The sequence below is a fragment of the Nakamurella leprariae genome (assembly GCF_016918035.1).
GTDB lineage: Bacteria > Actinomycetota > Actinomycetes > Mycobacteriales > Nakamurellaceae > Nakamurella > Nakamurella leprariae.
Map to the genome: position 1 here is coordinate 56,782 of NZ_JAERWK010000026.1, position 25,448 is coordinate 82,229.

Annotated in this window: 28 protein-coding genes and 1 pseudogene; 13 read left to right on the forward strand and 16 right to left on the reverse strand. The window is 72.0% G+C overall.

The annotated features are described in order from the left end of the window. The first annotated feature begins 20 nt into the window (after window positions 1-20). The gene (locus JL106_RS19005; RefSeq protein ID WP_205262347.1) at window positions 21-1,028 is read left to right on the forward strand and encodes a class I mannose-6-phosphate isomerase; all 1,008 of its coding nucleotides are present in this window, start codon (window positions 21-23) and stop codon (window positions 1,026-1,028) included. A gap of 9 nt (window positions 1,029-1,037) precedes the next feature. Here JL106_RS19005 and JL106_RS19010 read toward each other — a convergent pair whose 3' ends face one another. From JL106_RS19010 to JL106_RS19025, 4 genes are all read right to left on the reverse strand, one after another. Further along, window positions 1,038-1,433 (reverse strand): type II toxin-antitoxin system VapC family toxin, encoded by a 396-nt coding sequence (locus JL106_RS19010; RefSeq protein ID WP_407940208.1) that lies wholly within the window; start codon window positions 1,431-1,433, stop codon window positions 1,038-1,040. A gap of 14 nt (window positions 1,434-1,447) precedes the next feature. Continuing rightward, window positions 1,448-1,684, reverse strand: a complete 237-nt coding sequence (locus tag JL106_RS19015) for a type II toxin-antitoxin system Phd/YefM family antitoxin (RefSeq protein ID WP_205262349.1) — start codon at window positions 1,682-1,684, stop codon at window positions 1,448-1,450. Between the two features lie 114 nt (window positions 1,685-1,798). After that, entirely contained in the window at window positions 1,799-2,086 is a 288-nt protein-coding gene (locus tag JL106_RS19020; RefSeq protein ID WP_205262350.1) for a putative quinol monooxygenase, read from the reverse strand. Between the two features lie 87 nt (window positions 2,087-2,173). Beyond that, on the reverse strand, window positions 2,174-3,685 hold the full coding sequence (locus JL106_RS19025; protein WP_205262351.1) for an MFS transporter: 1,512 nt from the start codon (window positions 3,683-3,685) through the stop codon (window positions 2,174-2,176). Between the two features lie 126 nt (window positions 3,686-3,811). On the opposite strand from JL106_RS19025, the gene JL106_RS19030 reads away from it, so the two are divergent. Continuing rightward, window positions 3,812-4,489, forward strand: coding sequence for a TetR/AcrR family transcriptional regulator (locus JL106_RS19030; RefSeq protein ID WP_407940209.1), 678 nt, complete (start codon window positions 3,812-3,814; stop codon window positions 4,487-4,489). Here JL106_RS19030 and JL106_RS21310 read toward each other — a convergent pair. Further along, the gene (locus tag JL106_RS21310) at window positions 4,475-4,963 is read right to left on the reverse strand and encodes a GyrI-like domain-containing protein (RefSeq protein WP_328842590.1); all 489 of its coding nucleotides are present in this window, start codon (window positions 4,961-4,963) and stop codon (window positions 4,475-4,477) included. The two genes, JL106_RS19030 and JL106_RS21310, sit on opposite strands and share 15 nt — an antisense overlap. On the opposite strand from JL106_RS21310, the gene JL106_RS19040 reads away from it, so the two are divergent. Continuing rightward, window positions 4,959-5,216, forward strand: a complete 258-nt coding sequence (locus JL106_RS19040) for a cation:proton antiporter (protein WP_328842594.1) — start codon at window positions 4,959-4,961, stop codon at window positions 5,214-5,216. The genes JL106_RS21310 and JL106_RS19040 overlap by 5 nt on opposite strands. Continuing rightward, window positions 5,210-5,953 carry a cation:proton antiporter domain-containing protein gene (locus JL106_RS22630; RefSeq protein ID WP_205262354.1) on the forward strand — a complete coding sequence of 248 codons (744 nt, stop codon included), beginning with the start codon at window positions 5,210-5,212 and terminating at the stop codon, window positions 5,951-5,953. Before JL106_RS19040 ends, JL106_RS22630 begins: the two co-directional genes overlap by 7 nt. Here the strand turns inward: JL106_RS22630 and JL106_RS19050 are convergent. Further along, window positions 5,913-6,209, reverse strand: coding sequence for a GlsB/YeaQ/YmgE family stress response membrane protein (locus JL106_RS19050; RefSeq protein ID WP_205262355.1), 297 nt, complete (start codon window positions 6,207-6,209; stop codon window positions 5,913-5,915). The two genes, JL106_RS22630 and JL106_RS19050, sit on opposite strands and share 41 nt — an antisense overlap. A 233-nt stretch (window positions 6,210-6,442) precedes the next feature. Here JL106_RS19050 and JL106_RS19055 point away from each other — a divergent pair, with 233 nt between their 5' ends. Further along, the gene (locus tag JL106_RS19055) at window positions 6,443-7,048 is read left to right on the forward strand and encodes a helix-turn-helix transcriptional regulator (RefSeq protein WP_236008024.1); all 606 of its coding nucleotides are present in this window, start codon (window positions 6,443-6,445) and stop codon (window positions 7,046-7,048) included. A gap of 10 nt (window positions 7,049-7,058) precedes the next feature. On the opposite strand, the pseudogene JL106_RS22635 reads toward JL106_RS19055, so the two are convergent. Then, window positions 7,059-7,729 (reverse strand): annotated as a pseudogene (locus JL106_RS22635) (SDR family NAD(P)-dependent oxidoreductase); the annotation flags it as partial. 116 nt (window positions 7,730-7,845) lie between these two features. On the opposite strand from JL106_RS22635, the gene JL106_RS19070 reads away from it, so the two are divergent. Further along, complete coding sequence (locus tag JL106_RS19070) at window positions 7,846-8,025, forward strand: hypothetical protein (protein ID WP_205262359.1); 180 nt, start codon at window positions 7,846-7,848, stop codon at window positions 8,023-8,025. Window positions 8,026-8,040: 15 nt separating this feature from the next. On the opposite strand, the gene JL106_RS19075 is transcribed toward JL106_RS19070, so the two are convergent. From JL106_RS19075 to JL106_RS19095, 5 genes are all read right to left on the reverse strand, one after another. After that, entirely contained in the window at window positions 8,041-8,565 is a 525-nt protein-coding gene (locus tag JL106_RS19075; RefSeq protein WP_407940210.1) for a 2,4'-dihydroxyacetophenone dioxygenase family protein, read from the reverse strand. Window positions 8,566-8,665: 100 nt separating this feature from the next. Further along, complete coding sequence (locus JL106_RS19080) at window positions 8,666-9,445, reverse strand: SDR family NAD(P)-dependent oxidoreductase (RefSeq protein ID WP_205262361.1); 780 nt, start codon at window positions 9,443-9,445, stop codon at window positions 8,666-8,668. A gap of 56 nt (window positions 9,446-9,501) precedes the next feature. Then, on the reverse strand, window positions 9,502-11,457 hold the full coding sequence (locus JL106_RS19085) for a hypothetical protein (protein ID WP_205262362.1): 1,956 nt from the start codon (window positions 11,455-11,457) through the stop codon (window positions 9,502-9,504). 54 nt (window positions 11,458-11,511) lie between these two features. Continuing rightward, window positions 11,512-12,378 (reverse strand): phosphogluconate dehydrogenase C-terminal domain-containing protein, encoded by an 867-nt coding sequence (locus JL106_RS19090; RefSeq protein ID WP_205262363.1) that lies wholly within the window; start codon window positions 12,376-12,378, stop codon window positions 11,512-11,514. Continuing rightward, a complete protein-coding gene (locus JL106_RS19095; protein WP_205262364.1) occupies window positions 12,375-13,214 on the reverse strand; it encodes a sugar phosphate isomerase/epimerase family protein in 840 nt (279 codons plus the stop codon). Before JL106_RS19095 ends, JL106_RS19090 begins: the two co-directional genes overlap by 4 nt. A gap of 144 nt (window positions 13,215-13,358) precedes the next feature. Between JL106_RS19095 and JL106_RS19100 the strand changes: the two genes are divergently transcribed. Next, window positions 13,359-14,129 (forward strand): FadR/GntR family transcriptional regulator, encoded by a 771-nt coding sequence (locus tag JL106_RS19100; protein WP_205262365.1) that lies wholly within the window; start codon window positions 13,359-13,361, stop codon window positions 14,127-14,129. Window positions 14,130-14,143: 14 nt separating this feature from the next. Then, a complete protein-coding gene (locus JL106_RS19105; RefSeq protein WP_205262366.1) occupies window positions 14,144-15,160 on the forward strand; it encodes a magnesium and cobalt transport protein CorA in 1,017 nt (338 codons plus the stop codon). A 46-nt stretch (window positions 15,161-15,206) separates the two neighbouring features. Here JL106_RS19105 and JL106_RS22270 read toward each other — a convergent pair whose 3' ends face one another. The 3 genes from JL106_RS22270 to JL106_RS19120 form a co-directional block, all read right to left on the reverse strand. Then, window positions 15,207-15,554 carry a response regulator gene (locus tag JL106_RS22270; RefSeq protein WP_205262367.1) on the reverse strand — a complete coding sequence of 116 codons (348 nt, stop codon included), beginning with the start codon at window positions 15,552-15,554 and terminating at the stop codon, window positions 15,207-15,209. A gap of 398 nt (window positions 15,555-15,952) precedes the next feature. Next, entirely contained in the window at window positions 15,953-16,498 is a 546-nt protein-coding gene (locus JL106_RS19115) for a vitamin K epoxide reductase family protein (protein ID WP_205262368.1), read from the reverse strand. Next, entirely contained in the window at window positions 16,495-17,256 is a 762-nt protein-coding gene (locus tag JL106_RS19120) for a DsbA family protein (protein ID WP_205262369.1), read from the reverse strand. Before JL106_RS19120 ends, JL106_RS19115 begins: the two co-directional genes overlap by 4 nt. A 441-nt stretch (window positions 17,257-17,697) precedes the next feature. Between JL106_RS19120 and JL106_RS19125 the strand changes: the two genes are divergently transcribed. Then, complete coding sequence (locus tag JL106_RS19125) at window positions 17,698-20,295, forward strand: alpha/beta fold hydrolase (RefSeq protein WP_205262370.1); 2,598 nt, start codon at window positions 17,698-17,700, stop codon at window positions 20,293-20,295. 15 nt (window positions 20,296-20,310) lie between these two features. On the opposite strand, the gene JL106_RS19130 is transcribed toward JL106_RS19125, so the two are convergent. Then, window positions 20,311-21,222 (reverse strand): polysaccharide pyruvyl transferase family protein, encoded by a 912-nt coding sequence (locus tag JL106_RS19130; RefSeq protein ID WP_328842595.1) that lies wholly within the window; start codon window positions 21,220-21,222, stop codon window positions 20,311-20,313. 436 nt (window positions 21,223-21,658) lie between these two features. Between JL106_RS19130 and JL106_RS19135 the strand changes: the two genes are divergently transcribed. The 4 genes from JL106_RS19135 to JL106_RS19150 all read left to right on the forward strand — a co-directional run bounded on the left by JL106_RS19135 (window position 21,659) and on the right by JL106_RS19150 (window position 25,319). Next, window positions 21,659-21,865 carry a cold-shock protein gene (locus JL106_RS19135; RefSeq protein ID WP_205262372.1) on the forward strand — a complete coding sequence of 69 codons (207 nt, stop codon included), beginning with the start codon at window positions 21,659-21,661 and terminating at the stop codon, window positions 21,863-21,865. A 356-nt stretch (window positions 21,866-22,221) separates the two neighbouring features. Beyond that, on the forward strand, window positions 22,222-22,419 hold the full coding sequence (locus tag JL106_RS19140) for a hypothetical protein (RefSeq protein WP_205262373.1): 198 nt from the start codon (window positions 22,222-22,224) through the stop codon (window positions 22,417-22,419). A 49-nt stretch (window positions 22,420-22,468) separates the two neighbouring features. Next, window positions 22,469-22,702, forward strand: coding sequence for a hypothetical protein (locus JL106_RS19145; protein WP_205262374.1), 234 nt, complete (start codon window positions 22,469-22,471; stop codon window positions 22,700-22,702). 136 nt (window positions 22,703-22,838) lie between these two features. Next, window positions 22,839-25,319 (forward strand): phosphoketolase family protein, encoded by a 2,481-nt coding sequence (locus JL106_RS19150; RefSeq protein ID WP_205262406.1) that lies wholly within the window; start codon window positions 22,839-22,841, stop codon window positions 25,317-25,319. Window positions 25,320-25,448 lie beyond the last annotated feature (129 nt).

A 25,448-nucleotide genomic window follows, 5' to 3' on the forward strand; every position in this document is an offset into this window, starting at 1 on the left:
GCCAGCCAGAAGGGTCCACGATGCAGCCGCTGCTGATCCCCGCCAACGTGATCCCCACCTTCTACCGCGGCGGGGGGAAGATCCCGGCGTTCCGGCGGGATCCGTCCGTGGACGCCGGCCGCCCGGAGGACTGGGTGGCGTCGGTGACGGCGCGGTTCGGGGACGCGCCGAACGGGCTGTCCACGCTTCCGGACGGTCGGACGCTGGCCGATGCGGTGGCCGCGGATCCGCAGGGCTGGACGGGTCGCCCGGACGCGGACACCACCGGGCTGCTGGTGAAGCTGTTGGACGCTGGACAGCGGCTGCCGCTGCACCTGCACCCGAGCCGGTCGTTCGCCCACGAGCACCTGTCCGACCCGCACGGCAAGACCGAGGCCTGGATCATCGTCGACGCCGACCCGGGTGCGGTGGTGAACTTCGGCTTCGCGCAGGACGTCTCGGCCGAGCAGCTGGACGACTGGGTGCAGCGGCAGGACGTCGAGGCGATGCTGGCCGCCACCAACGAGATCCCGGTGGCGGCGGGCGACGTGTGGCTCTGCCCGGCCGGGGTGCCGCACGCCATCGGCGCCGGCATCCTCTGCGTGGAACTGCAGGAGCCGACCGACTTCTCGATCATGCTGGAGTGGCGGGACCTGCCGCTCGACCCGGACTCGGTGTTCCTCGGCCTGGACCGGGACCTGGCCCTGCAGGCGGTGCGCCGCGAGGCGGTGACCCCGGCGGAGCTGGAGCAGTGGCGCGGTCAGGCGCTCAGTGCGCTGCCGAGCGGGGTACCGGGCGGCCGGCGGTCGCTGCTGCCGACCGCGGCCGACGAGTTCTTCCGCGCCGAGCAACTCACCCCGGCCGGGAGCGCGCTCACCCTGGACCCGCGGTTCGCCGTGCTGGTCGTCGACCAGGGCAGCGGCGGCCTGGTGCTGCCGGACGGCACCGCGCTGGAGTTGACCGCCGGGCAGACCTGGGTGGTGCCGCACGCCGCCGGGACGCTCGAGGTCACCGGCGATGTGTCCGTCATCCGCTGCACGGCGGGCTGAGTCGCGGCGTCACCGGTCCGGGTGCGGCACGTCGCGCAGGTCGAGTCCGTCCAGCGAGCGGAAGTCGTCGGGATTGCACGTGTACAGCGGGAGATCGTTCGCAATCGCAGTGGCTGCGATCAGTGCGTCGAACGCTCGCGCGGTGGGCTTCCGTCCGGACGCGCGGAGCGACGCAGAGATCCGGCCGAAGGCTCGCGCGGCGGCCGCGTCGAACGGGATCGCGTCGAAGTCCGCCTCGGCCTGCTGCAGATGCGCCTGCCGGGCCACACGGTCGGCATCGTTCGCCGCGACGAGGGGTCCGACGGAGAGTTCGGCCAGGGTCACGGTGCTGATGAGCGACTGCGACGGGAGCGTGCTGAGGTCGTTGAGCCGTCGCAGCAGGATGACCGTCGAGGTGTCCAACAGCCCGGCGTCATCACTCACCAGCGTTGATCGATCACGGAGTCGATGTCGGACCGAAGCGCCTCGGGATCAACATCGGGCAGGTGGCGACGCCGCCGCACCAATTCTGCCGTCGACACGGGCGCCGGACGCAGAGGACGAAGCTCGGCGACTGCGGTCCCGTCACGGGTGACGGTCAGGCTCTCGCCGTGCAGTACTCGCTCGATGACATCGCCGCCACGATTCCGGAGATCCCGTACCGATACTGAAGTCACGGCTCCAATGTATCACCGGTGAGACATTGTGAACCGGGTATGAGGCGTGGAAGCCGATGGGCGGGACGTCGACGCACGTCGTCGCCGTCCCGCCTCGCCGAACCAGTCCAGCGGTCAGGCAGTGACGTACTTGACCAGCGTCGGCGCCCCGGCGAGGTACTTGCCCAGGTCGCTGGCGCCCTCGGGGGTGGCCCGCCAGGCGCGGTAGGCCAGGTCGTCGTCCATCGACTCCCACCGCTCGATGATCAACACGTGTGCCGGGTCGGTGTCGTCGATCAGCACCTCGAGGTCGGTGCACCCCTGGAAGGCGCGGGTGTCCTTGAGCACCGTGCGCAGGTGCTCCAGACCCTCGTCCCGGGTCTCCGGGGCCAGGCGGAACTCCAGCAGCGAGGTCACGGTCATGGTCATCTCCGATCGGCAGTGATCACAGTGGTGCGCTGAGCCTGCCCGGTCGCCGATCGCCCCTCGGCACCGGGGTCCGTGCGTCGGTCACACCGCGGGCTCGGGGTGCCGCTCCTCCGCGGTGCGGGAGTCGTCCATGGTGGCCGCGCCCAGCACCGCCACCAGCCCGACCACGCCGGCGAACACCAGGAACCCGATGCGTTCGCCGTGGAAGTACGAGCTGACCAACTCAGGGCTCCACGCGCCGAGCGGCAGTACCGAGACGACCAGCGCGGCGATCAGCGTGCCGATCAGGGCGGTGCCGATGCTGGTGCCCACCTCCTGGGCGGTGTCGTTGAGGGCGGCGCCCAGCGAGGTGCGGTTCTCGGGCACCGCGTCGATCAGCCCGACGGCGCAGATGGTCATGACGGTGCGCAGGCCGACGGTCATGAGCACCATGCCGATGGCGATGGCCAGGTAGCCGTGCTCGACGGCCCAGGCCAACCAGGCCAGGCCCACGGTGAGTGCGGCCGCGCCGATCAGGCAGGCGACCCGGCGACCGAATCGCGCGACCAGGCGTTCGGTCAGCGGGCTGGCGGCCAGCATCGTCACGATGAACGGCAGGTTGGCCAGACCGGCGCGCAGCGGGCTCCACCCGTAGGCGAACTGGAAGTGCAGGACCAGGCTGAACATCACGCCGGCCATGGCGATGGACGTGCCGATCTGGGCCAGCGTCGCACCGCGCACGGTGCGGTGCCGCAGCAGGCGCAGGTCCAGCATCGGGAACGCCGCCCGTCGCTCCCGTGCCACGAAGCCGACCGCCGCAGCCAGGGCACCGACGGCGGCCAGCACGGTGGGCAGCGCGAGCCAGCCGTGCTCGACCCCGCTGGTCAGCGTCCAGCAACCCAGCCCGATGGCCAGCACGGTCAGCGCGGCGGCGGGCAGGTCGAGCACGTCGGCGGTCAGGTCCTCCCGCCGGTCCGGGGCGACCCCGAAGCGGACGCCGAGGAAGGCGATCAGGGCGATCGGGGCGTTGGCCAGCAGCAGCCACTGCCAGCTCACGTGGGTCAGGGCGGTCCCACCGATGAGCGGTCCGAGGATGAACCCGCTCATCCCGACGACGATCATCAGGCTCATCGCCCGCATGCGCAGCGCCTGGTCATCGAACAGCCGGAAGACCAGCGAATTCGTGATGGGGGCCATGGCGGCGGCGGCGATGCCCAGCCCGGCCCGCAGTGCGATCAGCTCGCCGGTGGTGGTGACGGCCAGCACCGCCAGGCTCATCAGCCCGAACGCGGCCAGGCCGATCTGCAGCACCCGCCGGCGGCCGAACCGGTCGGCGATCGATCCCGCGGTGAGCAACAGGCCACCGAAGGTCAGTGAGTAGGCGCCGGTGATCCACTGCAGGGACGTGGTGCTGCCGTGCAGGTCCCGCCCGATGGTGGGCAGCGCGATGGACAGCAGCGTGTTGTCGACCATCTCGACGAAGAAGGCCAGGCACAGGGCGGCGAGCGGGATCCACGCCGCGCGCAGCGAACGGTAGGTCCGGGGGCGGGTCGACGCAGCGGCCGTCGGTACCGCCGGTTCGGCAGCGGCATCGGACGGCGTGGGTGTGGTCATGGGGAAGACCTCTCGTATCGAACGACGTTCGATGACCGAACGCGGTTCGAACGATAGAACGCCGTTCGATATGGTGCAAGGGTGATCCGGCAGACACCACCCGCCCGCAGTCGTGCGTCGCACTCCCTGGAGGCGGTGCTGACCGAGACGATCGGCCTGCTGGACGAGGCCGGGGAGTCCGCGTTGACCTTCCGCGCCCTGGCCGCCCGGCTCGGTGGTGGCGTCGGCAGCATCTACTGGTACGTGCAGAGCAAGGACGAACTGCTGGACCGGGCGGCCGATCACGTCCTGGCGTCGGTGCTGGACGACACCGAACGGTTCGTGGGCCGGTCCGACCCGATCGATGCGCTGCGCGATCTCGGCGTCGCGCTCTACGCGGCCGCGGTCGACCGGCCGTGGCTGGCCAACTACTTCATGCGCGACACCGGGATGCAGCCCAACTCGCTGCGTCTGTACGAGCGGATCGGCCAGCAGGTGCTGCGGCTGCACCTGACGCCGCGGCAGTCGTTCCACGCGGCCTCCGCGGTGGTCGGCTTCGTGGTCGGGGTCGCGGCCGACATGGGCCAGGAACCGCCCGCGGAGGTGATCAGCGGGGCGGTGAGTCGCGACGAGTACATGCACGGCGTGGTGAACCAGTGGCGCGCCCTCGACCCGGCCGAGCACCCGTTCCTGCACACGATCGTCGACGAGTTCGAGCACCACCGCGACATCGACCAGTTCCGCGCCGGTCTCGACCTGTTGCTCGACGGGCTGCGACTCCAGGCCGAGCGCGGCGACGGATCCGGACGGTCAGCCGACCGCTGACCGCGGCTCCGGCTCGATCGGCAGCCACAGCTCGGCGTCGCCGGTGCCGTCCTCGTGCAACTCGGTGCGCAACAACTCGGGACCGGGGCGGGTCCGCCACGGACTCGCCGGGAACCACTGCCCGCAGGCGTCCCGCCAGAGGTGCTGCATGGCCTCCGCGTACGGCCCGGTGGTGATGAGCACCAGCCAGGACCCGGCCGGGACGTCGAGCTGTTCCAGCCCGTCGGTCACCGACACGATCCCGGCCGGCTCCCGGTCGGACAGGCCCGCGACGACCGTCCGTACCGGTCCAGCACGCGGTCTCCCTCCCTGATCCGACCATGCTCGCCGAGCCGGGCGTCCCCGCACCCGACCGGAACGGGTCGGGTCCGGTCGGCCCAGTTGGGTCGAAGCGCCCCACCGGGGGCACCCATGCTGGGCATGGCGACCCTGCTCCCGATCATCGGCCTGATCCTCGAGGTCCGGGCTGATCACCTCGGTCGCGACCCGCTTCGCCCTGCCCGCGCCGATCGTCCTGGTGGTGGCGGGACTGGCCGTCTCGTTCGTCCCGGGGATCCCCGGCTCCGAGGTCGATCCCGAGGTCGTGCTGGACCTGCTGCTGCCGCCGCTGTTGGACGGGGCGGCGTTCGAGTCGTCGGCGGTGGCGATCCGGCAACTGCAGCGGGCGATCATCCAGCTGGCCGTGGTCTGGTCCTGCTCACCGCGTTCAGCGTCGCGTTCGTGCTGACCGCGATCGTCCCGGGCATCCCGTTCGCGGCCGCCGTGACCCTCGGGGCGATCGTGGCCCCGCCCGATGCGGTGGCCGCGGTGGCGGTGGCCCGGCGGGTCGGTCTGCCCCGCCGGTTGCTGACCGTGCTGGAGGGCGAGTCGCTGTTCAACGACGCCACGTCGTTGGTCACCCCTGAAGGTGGACATCGCGGCGATCGGCGCGACCTCGGTCGCGTGGGGCCGGCGATCGGCGAGTTCGCCTGGGCGGCCGGCGGTGGCGTGCTGCTGGGGCTGGTCCTGGGGCTGCTGCTGTCCTTCGTCCTGGAGGGCGGCGTCTTCGCGCTCACCGGCCTGGAGCTGCGCGGCATCGTCGAGTCCCTGGACACCGGGATCGACAACGTGGGATCGACCACGAGCCGATGCGCAAGTGGTCCTCGCTGCGGGACTGGCCCAACTGGGACGCCGCCGCCCGCGACTTCGCCCGTCGGCTCTCGGAGCACGTGCTCGCCGACATGCAACACGACCTGGACCAGGAGGAGGTGCTGCTGGAGCCCCGGACCCGGGCCGTCGACGGGCACCTCGGTGAACTGCCGCCCGCCGACGACCCGGAGGGGTCCGACCGCGACCGTCCGGCCGATGCGACCGATCCCGCCGTGGACGACGGGGCCACGGTGGACGACCGGGCCGTCCCCACTCCCGGCGCCCCGGCGAGCGGTCAGACCCGGGTGTGGCCGCGGGTGCGGCCACGGCGGCTGACCGCGATCCAGATGAGCAGCACGATGACGGCGCCGATGATCGAGCCGATGATCCCGGACGGCTGGAAGAACCCGTCCTGCGCGTCCTTGCCGAAGATCAGGTAGCCCAGCAGGCCGCCGACGAACGATCCGACGACGCCGAGCAGGATGGTCATCGGGACGGAGAGATCCTGGCGGCCGGGCACGATCAGGCGGGCCAGGAAGCCCGCGATGATCCCGATGACCAACAGGCTGATGAGCAGTCCGAGCCAGTGCATGGCGCGCTCCTTCGATGGAGGGCCAGGGCCGGTGGGTCCTGGGTGCCGGAGAACCGAGCCGGTGACCGACCACGACCCGGATGGCACGGATCCGACGGAACCACCCCTGTGGGTGGGTGCACCACACCCCTAGGGGGGGTTACCGTCCGGCCGTGCCGAGCCACGCCGCCAGCCCAGCCGCGCCCACCCGCCCGATCACGGTGGCGCTGGTCGACGACTACGACGTCGTCCTGATGGGCGTGGCGAACATCCTCGACCAGTACCGCGACCGGGTGGTCATCGCCGAGATCGACGCCAACTCGTCGTTGGTCGACACGGTCGACATCGTCCTCTACGACTCCTTCGCCCAGCCGGAGTCCGACCACTCCGAGATCGGGGTGCTGGTGCGCAATCCACGGGCGCGCCGGGTGGTGGTCTACACCTGGAACTTCCATCCCGACCTGATCAGCAGCGCCCGGGAGCAGGGCGCGCACGGGTACCTGTCCAAGGCGTTGCCGGCGCGCGAGTTCGTCGGGGCGCTGGAGGCGGTGCACGCCGGCGAGATCGTGGTCAGCGACCCACCCGGCCGTACCCGATCGGTGAACGGTCTGGACTGGCCGGGCCGCACCGAGGGCCTCTCCGACCGTGAGGCGGAGATCCTGGCCCTGATCACCCAGGGCCGGAGCAACGCCGAGATCGCCGCGCTGACGTTCCTGAGTCCGAACACCGTGAAGTCCTACATCCGGAACATCTACCGCAAGATCGGCGTGGCCAGCCGCACCCAGGCGGTGCTGTGGGGTGTCGAGGCCGGCTTCCTGCCCGACCACCATCGGATCGACCACTGGCGGGGCGGTCCGTGACCGGCGTCGGTCAGTCGCGCGCCCGCGCCGAGCTGACCAGTTCCTCGCTGACGTCCCACAGTCGTTGCGCAGCAACGGGATCCAGCGCGTGCGGCAGCACCTCGCTGAGCCCCCGCAGCTCCGGGACGACCTCGGCCTCCTGGCAGTCCGCGAAGTACCGTCCGCCCACCCCGGCGACCAGGGGCGAGGTGGCCAGGAAGACGGACGTCGCCGCACCCTGCTCCGGACTCTTCATGGAGAACGCGCCGGACCGTTCGGCCTGACGCGCCTGCTCCTCGGCGGCGGCCCGCTGCTCGGGCTCCAGTGGCGCTGCAGCGGAGTCCAGATGCCGCCCGGCGTCAGCGAGTTGGCGGTGATCCCGTCCGCGGCCCAGCGCCGGGTCAGCTCGACCGCGAACAGCGCGTTGGCCGTCTTGGACTGCCCGTGGGCCAGGCCGGGGTCGTACGGGCGCCGGTCGAAGAACAGGTCGTCGAAGACCACGGGCGAGGCGGCGTGACCGCTGGAGGACACCACCACGACCCGGGCGTCGCCGCCGACGGCCAGGGCGTCGTGCAGCCCGGTGGTCAGCGCGAAGTGGCCGAGATGGTTGGTGACGAACTGGGTCTCCCACCCCTGCGCGGTCGTGCCCTGCAGCGTGTCCATCACCCCGGCGTTGTTCACCAGGATGTGCAACGGCCCGGACGACCACGACCGGCGCCGTACGGCGCTGCGGCTGGCGGTCCGGCGCGCCTGACTGAATACGAAGTGTGACCTGATCACCACTGTCGGTATCGGTCGGCCGTCCGTACGGTGAGCCGATGCTGAAGCCATCGGTCGGAGCCGTGTTGTCCGTCATCGCCGCGGCCTGTCTGCTGTTCGCCGGCTTCACGGTGGACGGCACGGGCAGCCGCGTGATCATGTTCATCGCGGCGGCTGCCGCGGCCCTGTCCGCGGTCGAGCAGATCGTGCGGTCCCGTCGGAAGCAGGCCCCGCGCTGACCGACCGCCTCCGGCTCAGCGGATGAGCGAGTCCAGGTAGTCCAGGCCCACGCCGTTGCTGGCGTAGTGCGCCCGCGCGCTGTCCAGCTTGGTGAAGACGTCCTCGACCCCGTTCGGCGTCCCGTCCGGCTCGACGTAGATGTACGCGCCGGTCACGTGGAACAGCGTGACCATCTCGTCGACGTCGTCCGGGACCTCGAGGGTGTGGATGTCGCCCGGCGGCTCGAAGCTGTACGACCCCTGCTCGGCCCACCAGTCGTGCTCCAGGTAGTGCCAGCGGCCCCGCAGGGTCAGCGCGTGCACCGGACCGGCGTGGCGGTGCCGGGACAGGATGCCGGTCTTGCGCACCCGGAGGATGTTCACGAAGTAGCCCTGGCTGACCGACAGCAGCAGCGGCCGGAACACCACCGAATCCGACTGCGGCACCCACAGCCGCTCGTCGCAGTCCAGGTCCAGCGCGCCGTGCAGCACCAGGTCGTCGAGCTTGCCGAGCGGTTGTTCACCCTCGTAGGCGATCGCCTCCGCGGCGGGCCGCGTCATCTCTGCCATCGTGATCCTCCTCGAGCGCCGCGGACGTCGGCGTCCGCGGCTCCGTGAGGAAGTATGCGGGAGCCGGTGTCCGGGAGATCCCGCGGGTGTCTCAGAGCGAGGTCATGCCTCCGTCGACCCGGAAGATCGCGCCGGTGGCGTAGCTGGACTCGTCCGAGGCCAGGAAGACCATGATCCCCTCGACATCCTCGGGGCGGCCGGGACGGCCCATGGGGATGCGGGACACGATGGCGGCCCGGTCCGCCGGGTCGCCACTGATCGCGGTGACCAGCGGGGTCTCGGTGTAGCCGGGGACGGCGGTGTTCACCCGGATCCCACGGTCGGCGTAGGCCATGGCGACCGCGCGGCCCATCGAGTGCATGCCGCCCTTGGAGCTGCTGTACGCGGTGAACGTGGAACCCTCGCCGTTCAACCCGGTCGGGCTGCCGGTCAGGATGATCGACCCGCCCGGGGTCGCGCGGGAGTCGTCGAGCATGGCTCGGACCGCGTACTTCAGGGTCAGGAAGGTGCCGGTCAGGTTGACGGCGATCGTCCGCTGCCAGACGTCCAGTTCCAGGTCGGCGATGGGTGCGTCCTGGCCGAACAGCTGCACGCCCGCGTTGGCCACCACGACGTCCACGGCGAATCCGGCTGCGGCGGCCGCGGCGTACCCGGCGGCGACGCTGGCCTCGTCGGCGATGTCCATCTCGACGGCCAGCATCCGGTCGGAATCGTCCGCAGTGTCAGCCGTGGCCTGCTGGGCCGCGGGCAGGTTGCGGTCGGCGAAGACCACGCGGGCACCCTCGGCGACGAAGCGCTGGGCCACCCGCTGGCCGATGCCGGAGCCGGCTCCGGTGACGAGTGCGGTCTTGCCGGTCAGTCGGTCACTCACGTCGTGGTCCTTCTCATCGGGTGGTCGGTCGGATCTGGCGGGACGGGACGTCTGGGTCAGGACCGACCGAGCACGATCCGGACGGCGGTGTCGGACGGCAGCGCGACCTCGACCGGTTCGGCGCCGTTCGCACCGGCCCGCACGGCGACCGCCTCGCCGGGACCGAGCGGATCGCTGGTCAGCACCGCGCGGCAGGCGGGCAGGTCCAGGGTGATCGTCACCGTCGTTCGGTCGAGATTGGCGATCAGCAGCACGGTCTCGTCGCCGACGTCGGCGGCCAGGGCCGAGACCCGGTCGGGCAGCGCGCCCAGCACCGGCCGCCCGGCACGCCCGGCCAACTCGGTGAGCCACGCGGCCGCCGTCCAGGCCGGGTAGACCGGACCGTCCGCCATCGGCCGCAGCCCGCGCGGACCGGTGGTCTCCATCAGGGTCAGCGAGCGCACACCCGGCACGGCCAGCGCATCCACCGACGCGATCAGCCAGGCGGCGGCGAACGGCGTCCCCTGCCGCGGGTCCGATGTCTGCACCCGCGGATCGGAGTCGTCCGGCACGACGGGAAGGCCGGCGGTGGTGGCCACTGCGTTGAACCGGGGCTTGAGGGTGACGGGCCCGATGTCGACCGGGCGTCCGGCCGCCAGCCGGACCGCGTTCGTCGCGACCACCCGCTGTGCGCCGACACTGTCGACGATGTGCTCCCGTTCGATCGTGTGCATCTGCGGGGTGATGCTGAACGTCAGGGCGGGTAGGTCGGTGGGCAGCCGGTGCAGCTGCCTGTTCAGCTCGGTGAAGTGTGACCGCGCACCGCCGACCAGCGCACCGGCCGGTACCGCCCCGCCGTCGGACGACGAGACCGCCTGCCACAGTTCGGGTTCGGTGACGTGTGTGCTGGGTGAGAAGACGCCCAGCCGGCGGACCGGGAGCTCGACCAGGGCGGGCAGCGCATCGGTCACCGCGGCCGGGTCGTCGGCGATGAGCCGCACGTCCAGGTCGGCCGACCACCGTCCCGCCTCGGCCGAGGCCCGGTCCAGGTGGGGGCGCCCCGCCGGCGCCCGCCCGGGCCCGTGCAACCCCCCCCCCGCCCCCCCGGGCGGGGCGACGTGCTCGGCGGGCTGGTCGATGTGGGGGCCACGCCCGGTCGCGTGCACCAGTGCGGCCCTGGCGTGGACGTCCACCGGGTCGAGCACCGCGGTGCTGGCCGCCAGCGCGATCTCGGGGAGGACGCCGGCCGGGTCGCCGAGGGTCAGGCGGGCGGGGGTGACCGGTCCCGGCTCGGTGCGGGCCGGCTCGCCGAGCGTGGTGACGGTCAGGGTGGCCGTCTGCACGATCTCGTCGCCGGGCTGCACCGCGACCGGGAACGGCTCGGTCAGCGGCGTGGAGTACGTCTTGAACGACGCGTCCGTCCAGTTCCGCTGGTCCTCGGTCTCGAAGACGTCCCCGGTGAGCGCGAGCCGCGCTTGCAGGTGCCCGGTCGACCAGCGGAGTGCGGCGACGTCGCGCAGGGGCTGGTGCGGTCCGATCTCGACCGGGAAGGCGCCGTCGTGCTCGGCCCCGGCCGGGTCGGTGACGGTGAACCGGCGGCCGGCGTCCGACATCGGGTGCAGCACCACCAGGCCGATCCGATTGCGGCGGAACGGCGCTCGCGCCCGGCAGGTCGCCCGGACGGCCAGACCACTGGGCGAGAACTCGATCTCGCCGTCCCAGGACAGCAGCGGAGCCGAGGCGTCCGCCTCGCCGTGGTCGACGCGCAGCCGGATCAGCAGCGAGTCACCGGCGGGCTCGATGTCCAGCGAGCGCCGGTGCGGCGGCACGGTGCCCCAGTCCTGGTCGCGCACCACCACCCGGACGGCCCGGAGCAGTACGACGCCGTCGTGGGCGATGTCGGCGAGCTCGTCGTTGCGGAGCTCAGCTGTCCAGCGGCCGTGGGCCAGCGGCACGGGGGAGTCGACGCCCCCCGGCGGGGAGGAGTCAAGGGTGCCCGGCACCGGGTCGTGCCGCAGGTCGGGACCGGTCACCATCGACTCCTCCGCAGATCAGGTGCGCCCGGCCGGTCGGCCGGGCACGGCCGCTCAGGCCTGGGTGGCCTCGGGCAGCCCCAGCATGCGGGCGATGTTGGCGTCCAGCTCGCTGTCGTCGAAGATCTTCTTCCAGTCGTCCTTGATCAGCGTCTTGCGGCCGTAGTCCATGGCGATCAGGCAGGCCTCGGAGAACGGGTTGTCGCCGCGCAGGCCGTTGGCCAGCGCCACCTGGGTGTGGCCGTAGAGCATGGCCTTGGCCGCCTTCTCCGGCACGCCCACGGTGTTGATGGTCTCCTGCAGCGCCTCCTGCAGCAGCTCGCCGATCATGCAGGCGACCGTCTCGACCAGGGTGGGCTCGAGCACCGCGAGCTGCTTGACCGTCACCCAGTGCACGTCGACGACCGGGGCGTACATGGCCCGGATGACCGTCTCGGTGGCCTCCTGCTGCTCCGGGGTGCCCTGCTCGAAGGCGGCGACGACCTCCTGGGGAGCGGCGATGCCGCCGAAGGTGTCGGCCCACTGCTCCTTGGTCGTCCGCTCGAAGAACACCGACGGGTGGCACGGGTGGGCGACGGCGAAGGCCACGTCCTCCCGATCGGCCAGCAGTCGGGCGTAGGCGGCGGCCGGATCCAGGGTCAGCACCACCGCGCCGGTGCGCAGCTGCGGCACCACCGCGTGGGAGACCGCGCCCAGCGCCCGGTCCGGGACGGCCAGGATGACGACATCGGCGTTCGCCACGGCGGTGTCGAGCTCGGTCAGGGTGCGGCCGCTCTCCGTGACGCGCTCGGCGCCGGCCGGGCTGTTCTCGACGTAGGCGACGGTGTGCTCGGTGCGTTGCAGGTTGTTGGACACCCGCATGCCCATCTTGCCGCCGGCGCCGACCACGGCGATCGTGAGGGTGGAGGTGGGTGCGCTCATGACTGGTTGCTCCTCAGGTACGCGACGTTGTGGGCGGTCCACTGCTGTTCGACGGCGACGGTCTCCTCCGCGGAGTCCTGCCAGGGCAGCCAGTGCTCGACGATCTGACTCACCTCGGGGCCCGGGGCCAGGCGGTCCACCATGCCCCGGTAGTCCAGCAACCCCTCGCCGAGGGGGGCGCCGACCAGGTTGAACCCGACCCACCCAGCCTGCCGGGTGAAGCGGAAGTCCTTGATGTGCATGTTCTTCACGTACGGCCGGGCCAGCTCGACGACGTCGGCCGGGAGCTCCAGCGCGGCGACGCAGTTGGCCGGGTCGGTGCAGATGCCGAGATGGCCGCTGTCCACGGTGCGGACGACCTCGACCAGGGTCGGGGTGGGTAGCTGCTCGTAGGTCTCCAGGGCCAGGGTGACGCCGGCCTGCTCCCACGCGGGCAGCGCGGTGCCGAGCATGTCGATGGCCTCGCCCACCGTCGGTCGGGAGTCCGCGGCGTGGAGCATCGAGCGGACGAGCGTGACGTCCAGGTCCTGGGCCAGCCGCAGCCAGGCGGCCAGGACGGACGGTTCGACGCCGCGGGTGCCCAGCTCCAGGCGCAGACCGAGCCGCTCGGCCTGCGCCCGCAGCTCCGCGCGTTGGCGGGTGTCCAGGGCCAGGACGGCCGGGAAGTCGCAGATCTGGAAGACGTCCACGCCGTGCTCGGCGGTGCGCTCGAGCATGTCGGCGAGGGTCAGCGGACGGTCCACCCGGTCGGACCACTGCCAGAAGAACGCGTAGGTGCTCAGGCCGATAGGCCCGTGGGCCTCGGTCGAGTCAGACAACGGCGTCGGTGTGCTCATCGTCCGGAACGGTACCGGCAATTGGTCGACCAATCAACCGGTCGACCGATGGCTGGTCTCGGCCGGGGAGCGTCGATACAGTGGTCGACTGCGGGTGCGCCGTCGGCCGCCCGCGAGCGCGCGACGAGTGGGAGGGGATGCCGCATGGCCGAACTCGCACCGATGACCCCGGTGGGCGGCGCGCTAACGCCGGTGGAGCGGTCCTCGGTGGTGTCCGTGGTGGCCCAGCGACTGCTCGACCACCTCACCGGCGGCAACTTCGCGCCCGGCACGCGGCTGCCTCCGGAGCGTCAGCTGGCCGAGGCGCTCGGCGTCGGCCGGTCCACCCTGCGGGAGGCGATGGCGGCGCTGGGTGTGCTGGGTCTGGTCGATGTCCGTCCCGGATCCGGCAGCTACCTGACCGCCGACAGCTCCGAGCTGCTCTCCCGCGCGATCGAGTGGAGCCTGACGCTCCGCCAACCCCGGACCCGGGACCTGATCGAGCTGCGCGAGTTCCTCGAGGTGATGACCGCGCAGCTCGCCGCGGCTCGCGCCGACGATGACGACATCGGGGCGTTGGAGCGTCATGTCGAGGCGATGCGGCAGGCCGGGGACGACGTGGACGCGTTCGTGGCCGCCGACTTGGCCTTCCACTTCGAGGCCGCCCGGATCGCCGGCAACACCGTGCTGCAGGACATCCTGTCCAGCATCCGGTCGTTGCTGCAGGTCTGGTTCGACCGCACCCTGCGGGTGCCGGGCACGATCGGGGCCACGCTGGCCGAGCACGAGGCCGTCTTCGACGCCATCCGGGCCCGGTCGCCGGAAGCGGCGCAGCGGCGTATGCAGGAGTTGATGGACGCCGCGGACGTCCGGCTGACCGCCACGGTCGGCAGCGTGGACGAGTCGTCGGGACCGGACCCGGACGACTCGGACTGATGGAGGAGGTCCCGATGCCGGTCGTCGACAACGCGATCTACTCCTCGGGTGTCAGGGTGGCGCACCCGGTCACGCTCGAGGACACGTACCGGGCGCTGGAGGGTAGCGGCGGCTTCGCCTGGATCGGGCTGTACCGCCCCAAGGAGGCCGAGATGCGATCCGTGGCCAGCGAGTTCGGCATCCATCCGCTGGCCGTCGAGGACACGATCACCGCGCACCAGCGGCCGAAGCTGGAGCGGTACGGCGACGTGCTCTTCACCGTGCTGCGCCCGGCCCGGTACCTCGACGCCGAGGAGGAGGTCGAGTTCGGTGAGGTGCACATCTTCAGCGGGCCCGACTTCGTGGTGACGGTCCGGCACGCCGAGTCTCCTGACCTGGCGGCGGTGCGGCACCGCATGGAGTGCGATCCGGAGTTGCTCGCGCTGGGTCCGGAGGCGGTGCTCTACGCGGTGCTGGACCAGGTGGTCGACGAGTACTTCCCGGTGCTGGCCGGCCTGCAGCACGACATCGACGAGATCGAGGATCAGGTCTTCGGCGGCGATCCCGAGGTGTCCCGCCGCATCTACGAGCTGCTGCGTGAGGTCATCGGGCTGCAACGCGCCACCACACCGCTGCTGGGTGCACTGGCGCAGCTGCAGGCCGGCTTCGAGAAGTACCACACCGATCAGGAACTCCAGCGGTACCTGCGCGACGTCCGCGACCACACCGTGCGCGTGGTGGAGCGGACCGAGGGCTTCCGGGTGCTGCTGCAGAACATGCTCACCGTCAACGCGACCTTGGTCGGGCAGCGACAGAACGACGAGATGCAGCGGATGACCGAGGCGAGCCTGTCCCAGGGCGAAGAGGTCAAGCGCATCTCCGCGTGGGCGGCGATCCTGTTCGCGCCCAGTCTGGTCGGCGGCATCTACGGCATGAACTTCGTCGACATGCCGGGCCTGGACTCGCGGTTCGGCTTCCCGCTGTCGATCGTCGGCATGCTCGCGGTGTCGGTGGTGCTGTGGCTGGTGTTCAGACGCCGCGGCTGGCTGTGACGACTGGCGAGCCGGCGGCGCCGACGGCGGGCGACCGCACGGCCGGTCAGGACCCGCCGGTCGGGTCCCAGCGTCCGCGGAGCCGGTCGATGAGCGCGTGCACGTCCTGCCGAGTGCAGGGTTTGGGCAACCGGGCGTCGACCGTCGGGTAGTCGGCCGGGTCCAGGATGGAGCAGACCGCGATGGCCGCGCCCGCGTGCTGCTCGCGCAGCCGGTCGGTCAGTTCCCAGCCGTTCATGCCGTCGGTGAGCAGCAGGTCGACCACGGCGAGGTCCAGCCGCTCGCCCCGGCTCATCAGCAGGGCTTCGTCGGCGGACCGGGCGGCCAGCACGGTGCTGCCTTCGCCCTCGAACCAGATGGTGAGCAGCTCCAGCATGTCCGGGTCGTCGTCCACGATCAGCACGGTCGGCCGGGCGTCTGCGCCGGCGGACCGACGGCCGTCCCATGGCGTTCGGTCACCGTCTCCCTGCGTCGGGAGCGCCGCGGCGCGCCGGCCCGCCACCCGCTCGATCCAGCCGTTCGCGGAATCGTCGTCGGATGTCGGCGTCGCCACGACGACCGGGCCGGCGAACAGGACACGATCGGGTCGCTGATCAAGGAGCAACGGACGGATCATGAACCGACTGTAGTCGTGCGGATGCGGCCCGCGCACCGCCCGGCCGGTGTGACCAGCGCGGACGATGGGCGACCGCCGCATGATCATCCTAGGCCGGGCGGGTGACGGTGATCCCGTCCGGCTGTGTGGCCGTCACCGGATCGGCGTCCAGGACCGGGACGGCGCCGGCCCGGAGGTCAGATCAGGCTGCGCCAGTAGTCCCAGAACGCGCCCAGGATCAGCGCGATGATCACGACGTACCAGAGGGCCAGGACGGCGCCGCCGATGCGGCGCAGCCCGGTCAGCCCGGACCAGGTGTCCAGCGTGGTGAACCAGAAGATCGGGATGATCACCACCCAGACCGCCAGGCAGTACAGGCACAGGGCGCGGATGTCGTACAGGCTGGCCGCGATCAGCCAGTGCACGAACACCACCGCGGCCATGGTGCCGAGGTTCATGGCCACCCGGAACCAGCGCGCCGGCCGGAACCCGGCCAGCACGACGACGCCGGTGGTGACCACGACGGCGAACCCGGCGATGCCGAGCAGGGGATTGGGGAACCCGAAGGCGGCGGCCTGGGTGCTGTCCATCACCGAGCCGCAGGACAGCACCGGGTTGAACGAGCAGCTGGGGACGTAGCTCGGGTCGCGCAGCCGCTCGATCTTCTCGATCGTCAGCGCGAACGCGGCGATCAGCCCGATGCCGCCGCCGACGACGTACAGCCAGGCCAGGGCCCGGCTCATCCGGCGAGCGCCTCGTCGATCTCCGCCCGGAACGAGTCCAGCACCTCGGCCGCGGTGCTGCCCGATGCCTGGAACTCCTCGCCGTTCAGGAAGAACGTGGGGGTCGCGGACACGTCGAGGGTGGTGCCGTCGGCCTGATCGCGGTCGACGATGGCCTGCACCTGATCGGAGGCCATGTCGGTGCGGAACTGCGCGACGTCCAGGCCGAGGTCCTGGGCCAGCCCCTCGAAGAAGGTGGTCGCCACGGCCTGGTCGGTGTTGATCGACTGCCCGGTGGAGGCCCACTGCTGCCAGGTGTCGTAGAGCGCGTGGTACATCTCGGCCCACTTGCCCTGCAGGCCGGCCGCCTCGGCGGCGCGCGCGGCCGGCACGGCCAGCGGGTGCATCTGCAACGGGTAGTTGCGGACCACGAAGGTGATCCGGCCGTCGTACTCCTGCTCCAGCTGCGAGGTGACGCCTTCGTAGAAGTTCACGCACGCCGGGCACTGGTAGTCCAGGAACTCGACCAGGGTCACCTTGCCGGCGTCGGCGCCCTGGCCCTCGGACAGGGTGTGCGCGCCCACCGGGACCAGCGTCTCGTTCGAGACCGGCCCCGCCTCGTCGGACCGGTTGAACCACAGCACCGCTCCGATGATCAGCGCGGCGACCACGACCACCGCGCCGATCAGGATGACGTTCAGCGACGGACCCCGCCGCGCCGCGGTGACCGGGTTCGGTCGGCTGGCCACGGCCGAGGCCCGAGAGGGGGTCCGGGTCACGGGTCGCCCGGACCTGTTCGCGGGCTTCTTCCGCTTGCGTGACTCCGGCATGTCTCTCCTGCCTCGGTGGTGTGGGTCCGCCCGGCATTCCGCCGGCTGCGACGGCCCGGGCACTTCCAGGATGCGCGAACTCCCGGATCGGCGGCCATGCCGGTGACGAGTCAACCACGGGTGCTCGGCGGCTCCGGCCGGACCGACGTCCGTCGACGCGCCGGACCCGGCGGGCGTTGCGCGCCTCCGGCAGACGTCCACGATCGGGTGATTCCCGGAGGGGACACCGATCCGGGCTGGTTCACACTCCGGAACACCCATAGCCTTCGCTCCGTCGAAGATCACCCGGGTGGGGCAGCGAACCGTCTGCCGGGTGTGCGCAGCGCAGCATCGTTCCCCGGCCGTGACGACCGTTCGAGCTCCGTCTGACCCGAAGGTGACCCCACTCCGATGACCTCCTCGCTCGCTGTGCGTCCCACCCTGGCGCCCCTGGCCGATCCGGTCGACGCCCGTTCCGTGGCCCACCGGTGGCGGGCGGTCGTCACCGCCGTCGGCTGCCGGCCGGCCATCACCTCGCCGGGCCGGGCGTACTCGTACCGCGAGGCGGACGAACGTTCCGCGCGACTGGGGGCTGCCCTGCGCAGCCGCGTCCCGGCGGGATCCGGTCCCATCGGCCTGCTGCTCGGGCACGACGCCGACTGCCTGGTGACGATGCTGGCGGTGATCAGGACCGGTCGTCCCGTGGTGGTGCTGGACGCCCACATGCCCGCCGATCGGCTGCGGACCATCGCCGACCTGGGCCGGCTCGCGGCGGTCGTCACCGACGCCGGACACGCCGGGGCCGCGACGGCCGTCACCGACTGCGTGCCGCTGGTCGTCGACGCGGCCGACCTGCTCGACGGCGCTCCGACCGACCCGGACCTGCCCGATCCGGCCGTCGGCCTGGACGACCCGCTGTCGATCATCTTCACGTCCGGCTCCACCGGCCGGCCCAAGGGCGTGGTGATCACCCACGGCCAGACCCTGAACGACGGATGGGCGATCCGGACCTCGATGCGGCTCACCGGCGACGACCGCTGCGCCACGGTGATGCCGCTCGGCTTCCTGGCCGGGTTCGACTTCGCGCTCACCGCGCTGCTGTGCGGGGCGACCGCGCACGTCGTCGATCCCCGCGACCTCGGCGTGGCCGGGCTGGTCGACGAGCTCCGACAGGAGGCGATCACCGCCACCTTCTGCACCCCGCACCTGGCCCGCTCACTGGCGCCCGCCATGCCGGCGGGCAGCCGGCTCGACGCGTTGCGGGTGGTGGCCACGGCCGGCGAGGCGGTGCACGGCCGCGACGTCACCGCGCTGCGGCCGGCCATGGCCCACGACGGGGTGTTCGTCAACGTCACCGGCTCGTCGGAGGTGGCCTCGTTCGCCGCCTTCCGCGTCGAGGCGGATGACCCCGTCCCGGCCGGACCGGTCCCGGCCGGGACCCCCGTGCCCAACAAGCACTACCACCTGGTCGACGAGGACGGCGTCCGCGTGCCCGAGGGGACCCCTGGGCACCTGGTCATCACCTCGCGCTACCTCTCCGGCGGCTACTGCACCGACCCGGAGCTCACCGCCGAGCGGTTCCGGATCGACGAGCGCGGCGAGCGCTACCACCGGCAGAGCGACACGGCCCGGATCGACGACGGCGTGCTCACCCTGCTGGGCCGGGACGACGCCGCGGTCAAGGTGCGGGGCTACTTCGTCGATCCGTCGGAGGTGGAGCACGCGATCCGGGACTCGCCGTCGGTGCACGAGGTCGTGGTCGTGCCGGTGAAGACACCCGACGCGCCGACCTTCCTGGCCGCCTACGTGGTTCCGGACCCGCGGGCGGCGGTCGAGTCGGTCGCCGCACTGCGGCGACGGCTCCGTGACCGGCTGCCGGAGTACATGGTGCCGGCCGTCCTCGTGCCTCTGGCCGCGCTGCCCCGGACCGAACGCGGCAAGGTCGACCGGACCGCACTGCCGCCGGCCCACCGGCGGCCGGCGGGGGCACCGCCGACGACGCAGTGGGAACTGGTGGTGGCCGACCTGTGGTCCGAGCTGCTCGGGCTGGACGGGGTCGGACTGGACGACGACTTCATGGCCATGGGCGCCGACTCGCTGGTCGCGGAGCAGATGCTGGCCGCGGCGGCCGACCGGTTCGGGGTCCAGCTGGTCACGTCCGACCTGGTCGAGTCGCCGACGCTGCGGGAGTTCAGCCGGCGGATCAGCCTGGGCACCTCGTCGCTGCCCACCCATCCCGACGTGGTCGCGCTCGGCGGCCGCGGCGCCGGCACCCCGGTGTTCTGCTTCGCGGGGGGAGGGTCGCTCGCCCTCGGGTTCGCGCCGATCGCCAGCCACCTCGGCGACCGACCCGTGTACGCCTTCCAGGCGCACGGCCTGGAGTGGCGCGCAACCCCGGACCGGACGGTGCAGGCCGCCACCGACCGTGCCCTGGCCCTGCTGCGCGTCCTGCAGCCGCGCGGCCCCTACGTCCTGCTCGGCCACTCCTTCGGCGGGCTGCTGGCGCTCGAGGCCGCGCGGCGGCTGTCCGAGGCCGGCGAGGAGGTGGCGCTGGTCGCCATGCTGGACACCTTCCTGATCGGCGGACCCGCCTCCCAGCAGCGGTCGCCGTCGGAAGCGGTGGAGGCGGCGGCGCCCCGCAGCGGGAGGATCGCCGGCGCGCTCCGGGGCGCGCTGCCCGCCGGTCTCCCGGAGCGGGGGCAGTGGGGCCGGCACCTGCGGGGCCGGTTGGCCGGGGTGGTTCCGTTCCGCGGTCAGCGTCAGTTCGACGCGTTCTTCGACCACACCGTGCGTATCGCGCAGCGACACCGGCTGCAGCCGTGGGACGGGGACGTGCTGCTGCTGGCGGCGCAGGACTACCCGTACCGCGAGCAGGACTGGGCGCCACTGCTGCCCGGGCGGCTGCAGGTGCGCGACCTGGCGTGCGAGCACAGTTCGATGATCCGCGAACCGCACGCCAGCACCGTCGCCGAGCACCTGCGGGCCGAGCTGGCCGCGCGGGAGCTGTGACCGGCGCGGCAGCGCTCAGCCGTGAAGGCCGGCCGGCACGACCAGGGCCAGTACCGCGTCGAGGCTGACCGCCGCCGCTCGCGGGGCGCCGGCGGCCATCGCGTGAGCCGCCGTGCGCCCGGCGTCCGAGCGGCACCACGCGACGAGCTCGTCCAGCCGGTCGGCGGTCAGCTCGTGCGGCAGCAGGAAGGCGGGCCACTGCCACGCGGCGGCCTGCGCGGCCACCTTGCCACCGCCCTCCACCGGGTCGACCGCGACGGCCGGTACCCCGGCCTTGAGGGCGAGGACCAGTCCGTGCAGCCGGGTGGTCACCATCACGTCGAGCCGGCGCACGATCGCCTCGAACTGTTCGGGACGGGCAGCCAGTCGCCAGTCCCGCGGATCCAGCCGGGTGTCCAGCGGCAGCACCGCGGCGCCCGTGGTCGGCAACCAGTCGGTGATCGCCGCGGTCACCCGGTCGTGTCGCTGCCGCGTCCCGTACTCCGGTTGCGCAGACGCCAGCGTCACGCCGAGCACCGGGACCCCGGCGGACCGCGGGGCCGCGGCCAGGTCGACCCGGGTGGGGGCGCCGGCCGCGTCGCGGGGCACGACGTGATGGAAGCCGGTCACCGCCGGGTCCTTCGGATCCGGCACGGACACGCCCACCGCGATCCGTGCGCAGTGCGAGAAGCGTTGGTGCAGCTGCGGGATCGACGGCCCGACCAGCGGGCCGCAGGCGAACACCAGGTGGCTGAAGCGGTCCGGGTCGGCGTCGTCCAGCCGCAGACCACCGGGCGGGCACATCACTGCGCTCCAGGCGATCTCGGCGTCGACCCCGGCGGCCGTCAGCGCCTGCGACACGGCGTCCATGCTGAGCACATCGCCGGCGGTGGCCTCGCCGTGCCGGAACGAGGACCAACCGACGACGAGGGCTCGGACGGGCGACACGGGCAACGCGGTTCCTCCTGCAGTGGGGGTGACTCAGTGGGGGTGACAGCGGGGGTGACAGCGGGGGTGACAGTGGGGGTGACAGTGGGGGTGACAGCGGGGATGACCCGGTGGGGGCGACTGGGTGAGGCGACTCGATCGGGCCGGCGCGTGGGGCTCGGGCGACGACCCTGGGAGCCTAGGAGTGTCACCGCGATCCACCGGGCGACCGGGGGCGATCGGGCGACCGGGCGCGAATTCGCCCGGGGTTCACCGCGGGTCCGGCCCCGACACGGGGGCTCGTGTCATACTGACCGCGGTTGGCTGCATCTTCGGTACGTGTTCGACGCCCGGTTCGCCCGGGCGGGATCCTCTCTTCGATGGTCGGGACGTCGTCCAGCCCGTGTCGGCGCGACCGCGCTCGGACGCGACAATCTCCCCCAAGAAAGAGATCAGCATGGCTCAGGGCACCGTGAAGTGGTTCAACGCCGACAAGGGCTTCGGCTTCATCACCCCCGACGGCAACGGCCCGGACGTCTTCGTCCACTACTCCCAGATCCAGGCGAACGGCTACCGCTCGCTGGACGAGGGCCAGGTCGTGCAGTACGTCGAGGAGCAGGGCACCAAGGGCCCGCAGGCCGCTCAGGTCACCATCGTCGGCTGACCCAGCCCCCATCACCACCGCGCTGCCGAGTGCGCCGCTCTCCGGGGCGGACGACCACCGGCGGCCACCGCGCGATGGGCCAGGTCCCTGGCCCATCGCGCAGCCTTCCCCCTCCCGGCGCCCGTCCCGTCGCCGGTCCGCCGCCCGCGAGCTGCTGCCCGTCGATCGCCGGACGCGGACTCCCGCCGGCGCCGATGCCCGCCGGCCCGCGAGCCGGCTCCCGTCCGATCGCGGACCCAGCGCAGGTGCGCTGAGCGAGCCGCCGGCGGCCGGGGCCTGGCGGAGCCGCACTTCCGCCCCGCGACCCGGCCCGGTGGCCCGCCGCGGACCACCGACCAGCGCTTCCTGGAGGCGACATGTCGAACCTGTTCTCCGATCCGCCCGTCCCGAGTGCGCCGACCCCGGCCGATGACACGGCCCGGCTGGCGCTGGACCCGGTCTTCTCCAGCCCGTCGGCGGTCGCGTCCGAGTTCGACGACCACGAACGGCCGGAGCGCCACGAGCGGCCCCGCAGCGGGTCGAACGGGCCGCGACGCCCACGGACCCGACGCTGACGACCGCCGCGGCCCCGCGGCACCTCCCCACCCGGCCGATGCAGCGACGGTGTCCGCGACCGTGCACACCCGCTGTGCGGCCCCGATCCACGAGGAGCACCTGACGATGGTCATGGGCGAACGCATCCAGTCGGACCAGCACGCCACCGGCCCCGCCGCCGGATCCGAGGACCGGCCCACGACCGGGGAACGCCGTCACGATCTCGAGGCTGATCTCGAGGACTACCTGGGCCGCGACACCTTGACCATGTCGCAGCCGCCTTCCGTCCTGCTCGGGCGCTGACCGGCGCCGTTCCCGAGCGTTCGCCTGAACATCACCGCGATCATGTGGTCCACGGGCCGGGTCGGGTGCAGGGTGGAACCTTCCAGCCGACGAGCAGGGAGGAGTTCCGGTGAGCGATCTGCGAACGGACGACGAGATGACCGGTGCCGCCGGCGACACCGCTGTGGACGGCGCGGCCGGTCCGACGTTGTCGCCCCAGGAGAAGGCCGACCTGCACGCCTGGTGGCGGGCGGCGAACTACCTGGCCGTCGGGCAGATCTACCTGCTGGACAACCCGTTGCTGCGCCGCGACCTGGTCCCGGACGACGTCAAACCGCGGCTGCTCGGGCACTGGGGCACCACCCCGGGCCTGAACTTCGTGTACACGCACCTGAACCGGGTGATCCGGCAGCAGGACGTCGACGCCATCTTCATGGCCGGGCCGGGACACGGCGGGCCGGCCGCGGTGGCCAGCGCGTACCTGGACGGCACCTACTCGGAGTTCTACCCGCACATCACGCCGGACGAGGACGGGCTGCGGGCGTTGTTCCGGCAGTTCTCCTTCCCGGGCGGCATCCCGAGCCACGTGGCACCGGAGACGCCCGGGTCGATCCACGAGGGCGGTGAGCTGGGATACGTGCTGTCCCACGCCTACGGCGCGGTGATGGACAACCCGGACCTGATCGCCACCGCGGTGGTGGGTGACGGCGAGTTCGAGACCGGCCCGCTCGCCGCGTCCTGGCACGCCAACAAGTTCGTCGATCCGGTGCACGACGGTGCGGTGCTGCCGATCCTGCACCTGAACGGCTGGAAGATCGCCAACCCGACCATCCCGGCCCGGATCCACCGCAGCGAGCTCGAAGCGCTGCTCACCGGGTACGGCCACGAGGTGTTCACCGTCGAGGGCGACGATCCCGAGGTGCTGCACGAGGTGATGGCCACGACGATGGACCGGGTCATCGGCCGGATCCGGCAGATCCAGCAGGCGGCGCGGTCCGGCAGCGCCACCGGTCGCCGGCCGTGGCCGATGATCCTGCTGGTCACCCCCAAGGGGTGGACCGGCCCGAAGATGATCGACGGTCTGCAGTACGAGGGGACCTGGCGCTCGCACCAGGTGCCCCTGACGGCGACCCGCAGCAACGACGAGCACCGGGCGATGCTGCAGGACTGGATGCGCTCCTACCGACCGGAGGAGCTCTTCGACGCCGACGGCACGGTGGTGGAGCGGATCCGCGCGTTGGCCCCGGCCGGGGACCGGCGGATGAGCGCCAACCCGCACGCCAACGGTGGGCTGCTGCGGAAGCCGCTGCGGCTGCGCGACTTCCGTGAGCGCGGGGTGCCGGTGTCCGCGCCCGGGGCCTCGGTGCACGAGCCGACCCGGGTGATGGGCGACTACCTGCTCGACGTCATCCGTGAGAACCCGGACAACTTCAAGCTGGTCGGGCCGGACGAGACGGCGTCGAACCGGCTGGATGCGGTCTACCAGGTCACCGACAAGGTGTGGCAGGGCGAGATCACCGAGTTGGACGAGCATCTGGCCCACTCCGGCCGGGTGGTGGAGGTCCTCTCGGAGCACACCTGCCAGGGCATCCTCGAGGGATACCTGCTGACCGGCCGGCACGGGTTGTTCTCCTGCTACGAGGCCTTCATCCACCTGGTCGACTCCATGTTCAACCAGCACGCGAAGTGGCTCAAGGTCACCAACGGCATCGGCTGGCGCGCCCCGATCTCGTCGTTGAACTACCTGCTCACCTCCCACGTCTGGCGGCAGGACCACAACGGGTTCTCGCACCAGGACCCGGGTTTCGTCGACCACGTGATGAACAAGAAGGCCGAGGTGGTCCGGGCCTACTTCCCGCCGGACACCAACACCCTGCTGTCGACCATCGAGCACTGCCTGGGCACCGAGCAGTACGTCAACGTCATCGTGGCCGGCAAGCAACCGTGTTTCGATTGGCTCTCGCCGGACGAGGCCGGGTTCCACTGTGCCCGCGGGCTGGGCATCTGGGACTGGGCCTCCAACGAGGCCGGCGACCCGGACGTGGTGATCGCCTGCGCCGGGGACGTGCCGACCCTGGAGGCGCTGGCCGCGGTGTCGATCCTGCGCACCGAGCTGCCCGAGCTGCGGATCCGCTTCGTCAACGTGGTGGACCTGATGCGGCTGCAGGACGACTCCGAGCACCCGCACGGACTGTCGGCGCGGGACTTCGACGGGGTCTTCACCACCGACCGGCCGGTCATCTTCGCCTACCACGGATACCCGTGGCTGATCCACCGGCTGACCTACCGGCGCACCGGGCACGCCAACATCCACGTCCGCGGCTACCAGGAGGAGGGCACCACCTCCACGCCGTTCGACATGGTGATGATGAACGACATGGACCGGTACCACCTGGTCATCGACGTCATCGACCGGGTGCCCAGTCTGCGGTCGCACGCCGCCCAGTTGCGGCAGCGGATGGTCGACGCCCGCGCCCGAGCCCGCCGCTGGACGCGTGACCACGGGGACGACATCCCCGAGGTGCGTGACTGGACCTGGGCCGGGGCGATGGGATCGGACGAGGGCGTGCCGGCCGCCGGTGCGCTGTCCGACACCTCCGCCGACTTCTCGCCGGCCGACGCGATGCCGCGCAACTGACCGGCCGTCCCGACCCGGGACCAAGGTCCTGGGTCGGGACCCCGGGGCTGCACGCCCGCGCGCACAGGTGCACAGTGGAGGCAGCGGTGCGGTGATCTTGGTCCGCGGGCCGGGACCGGCGCCGTCCTG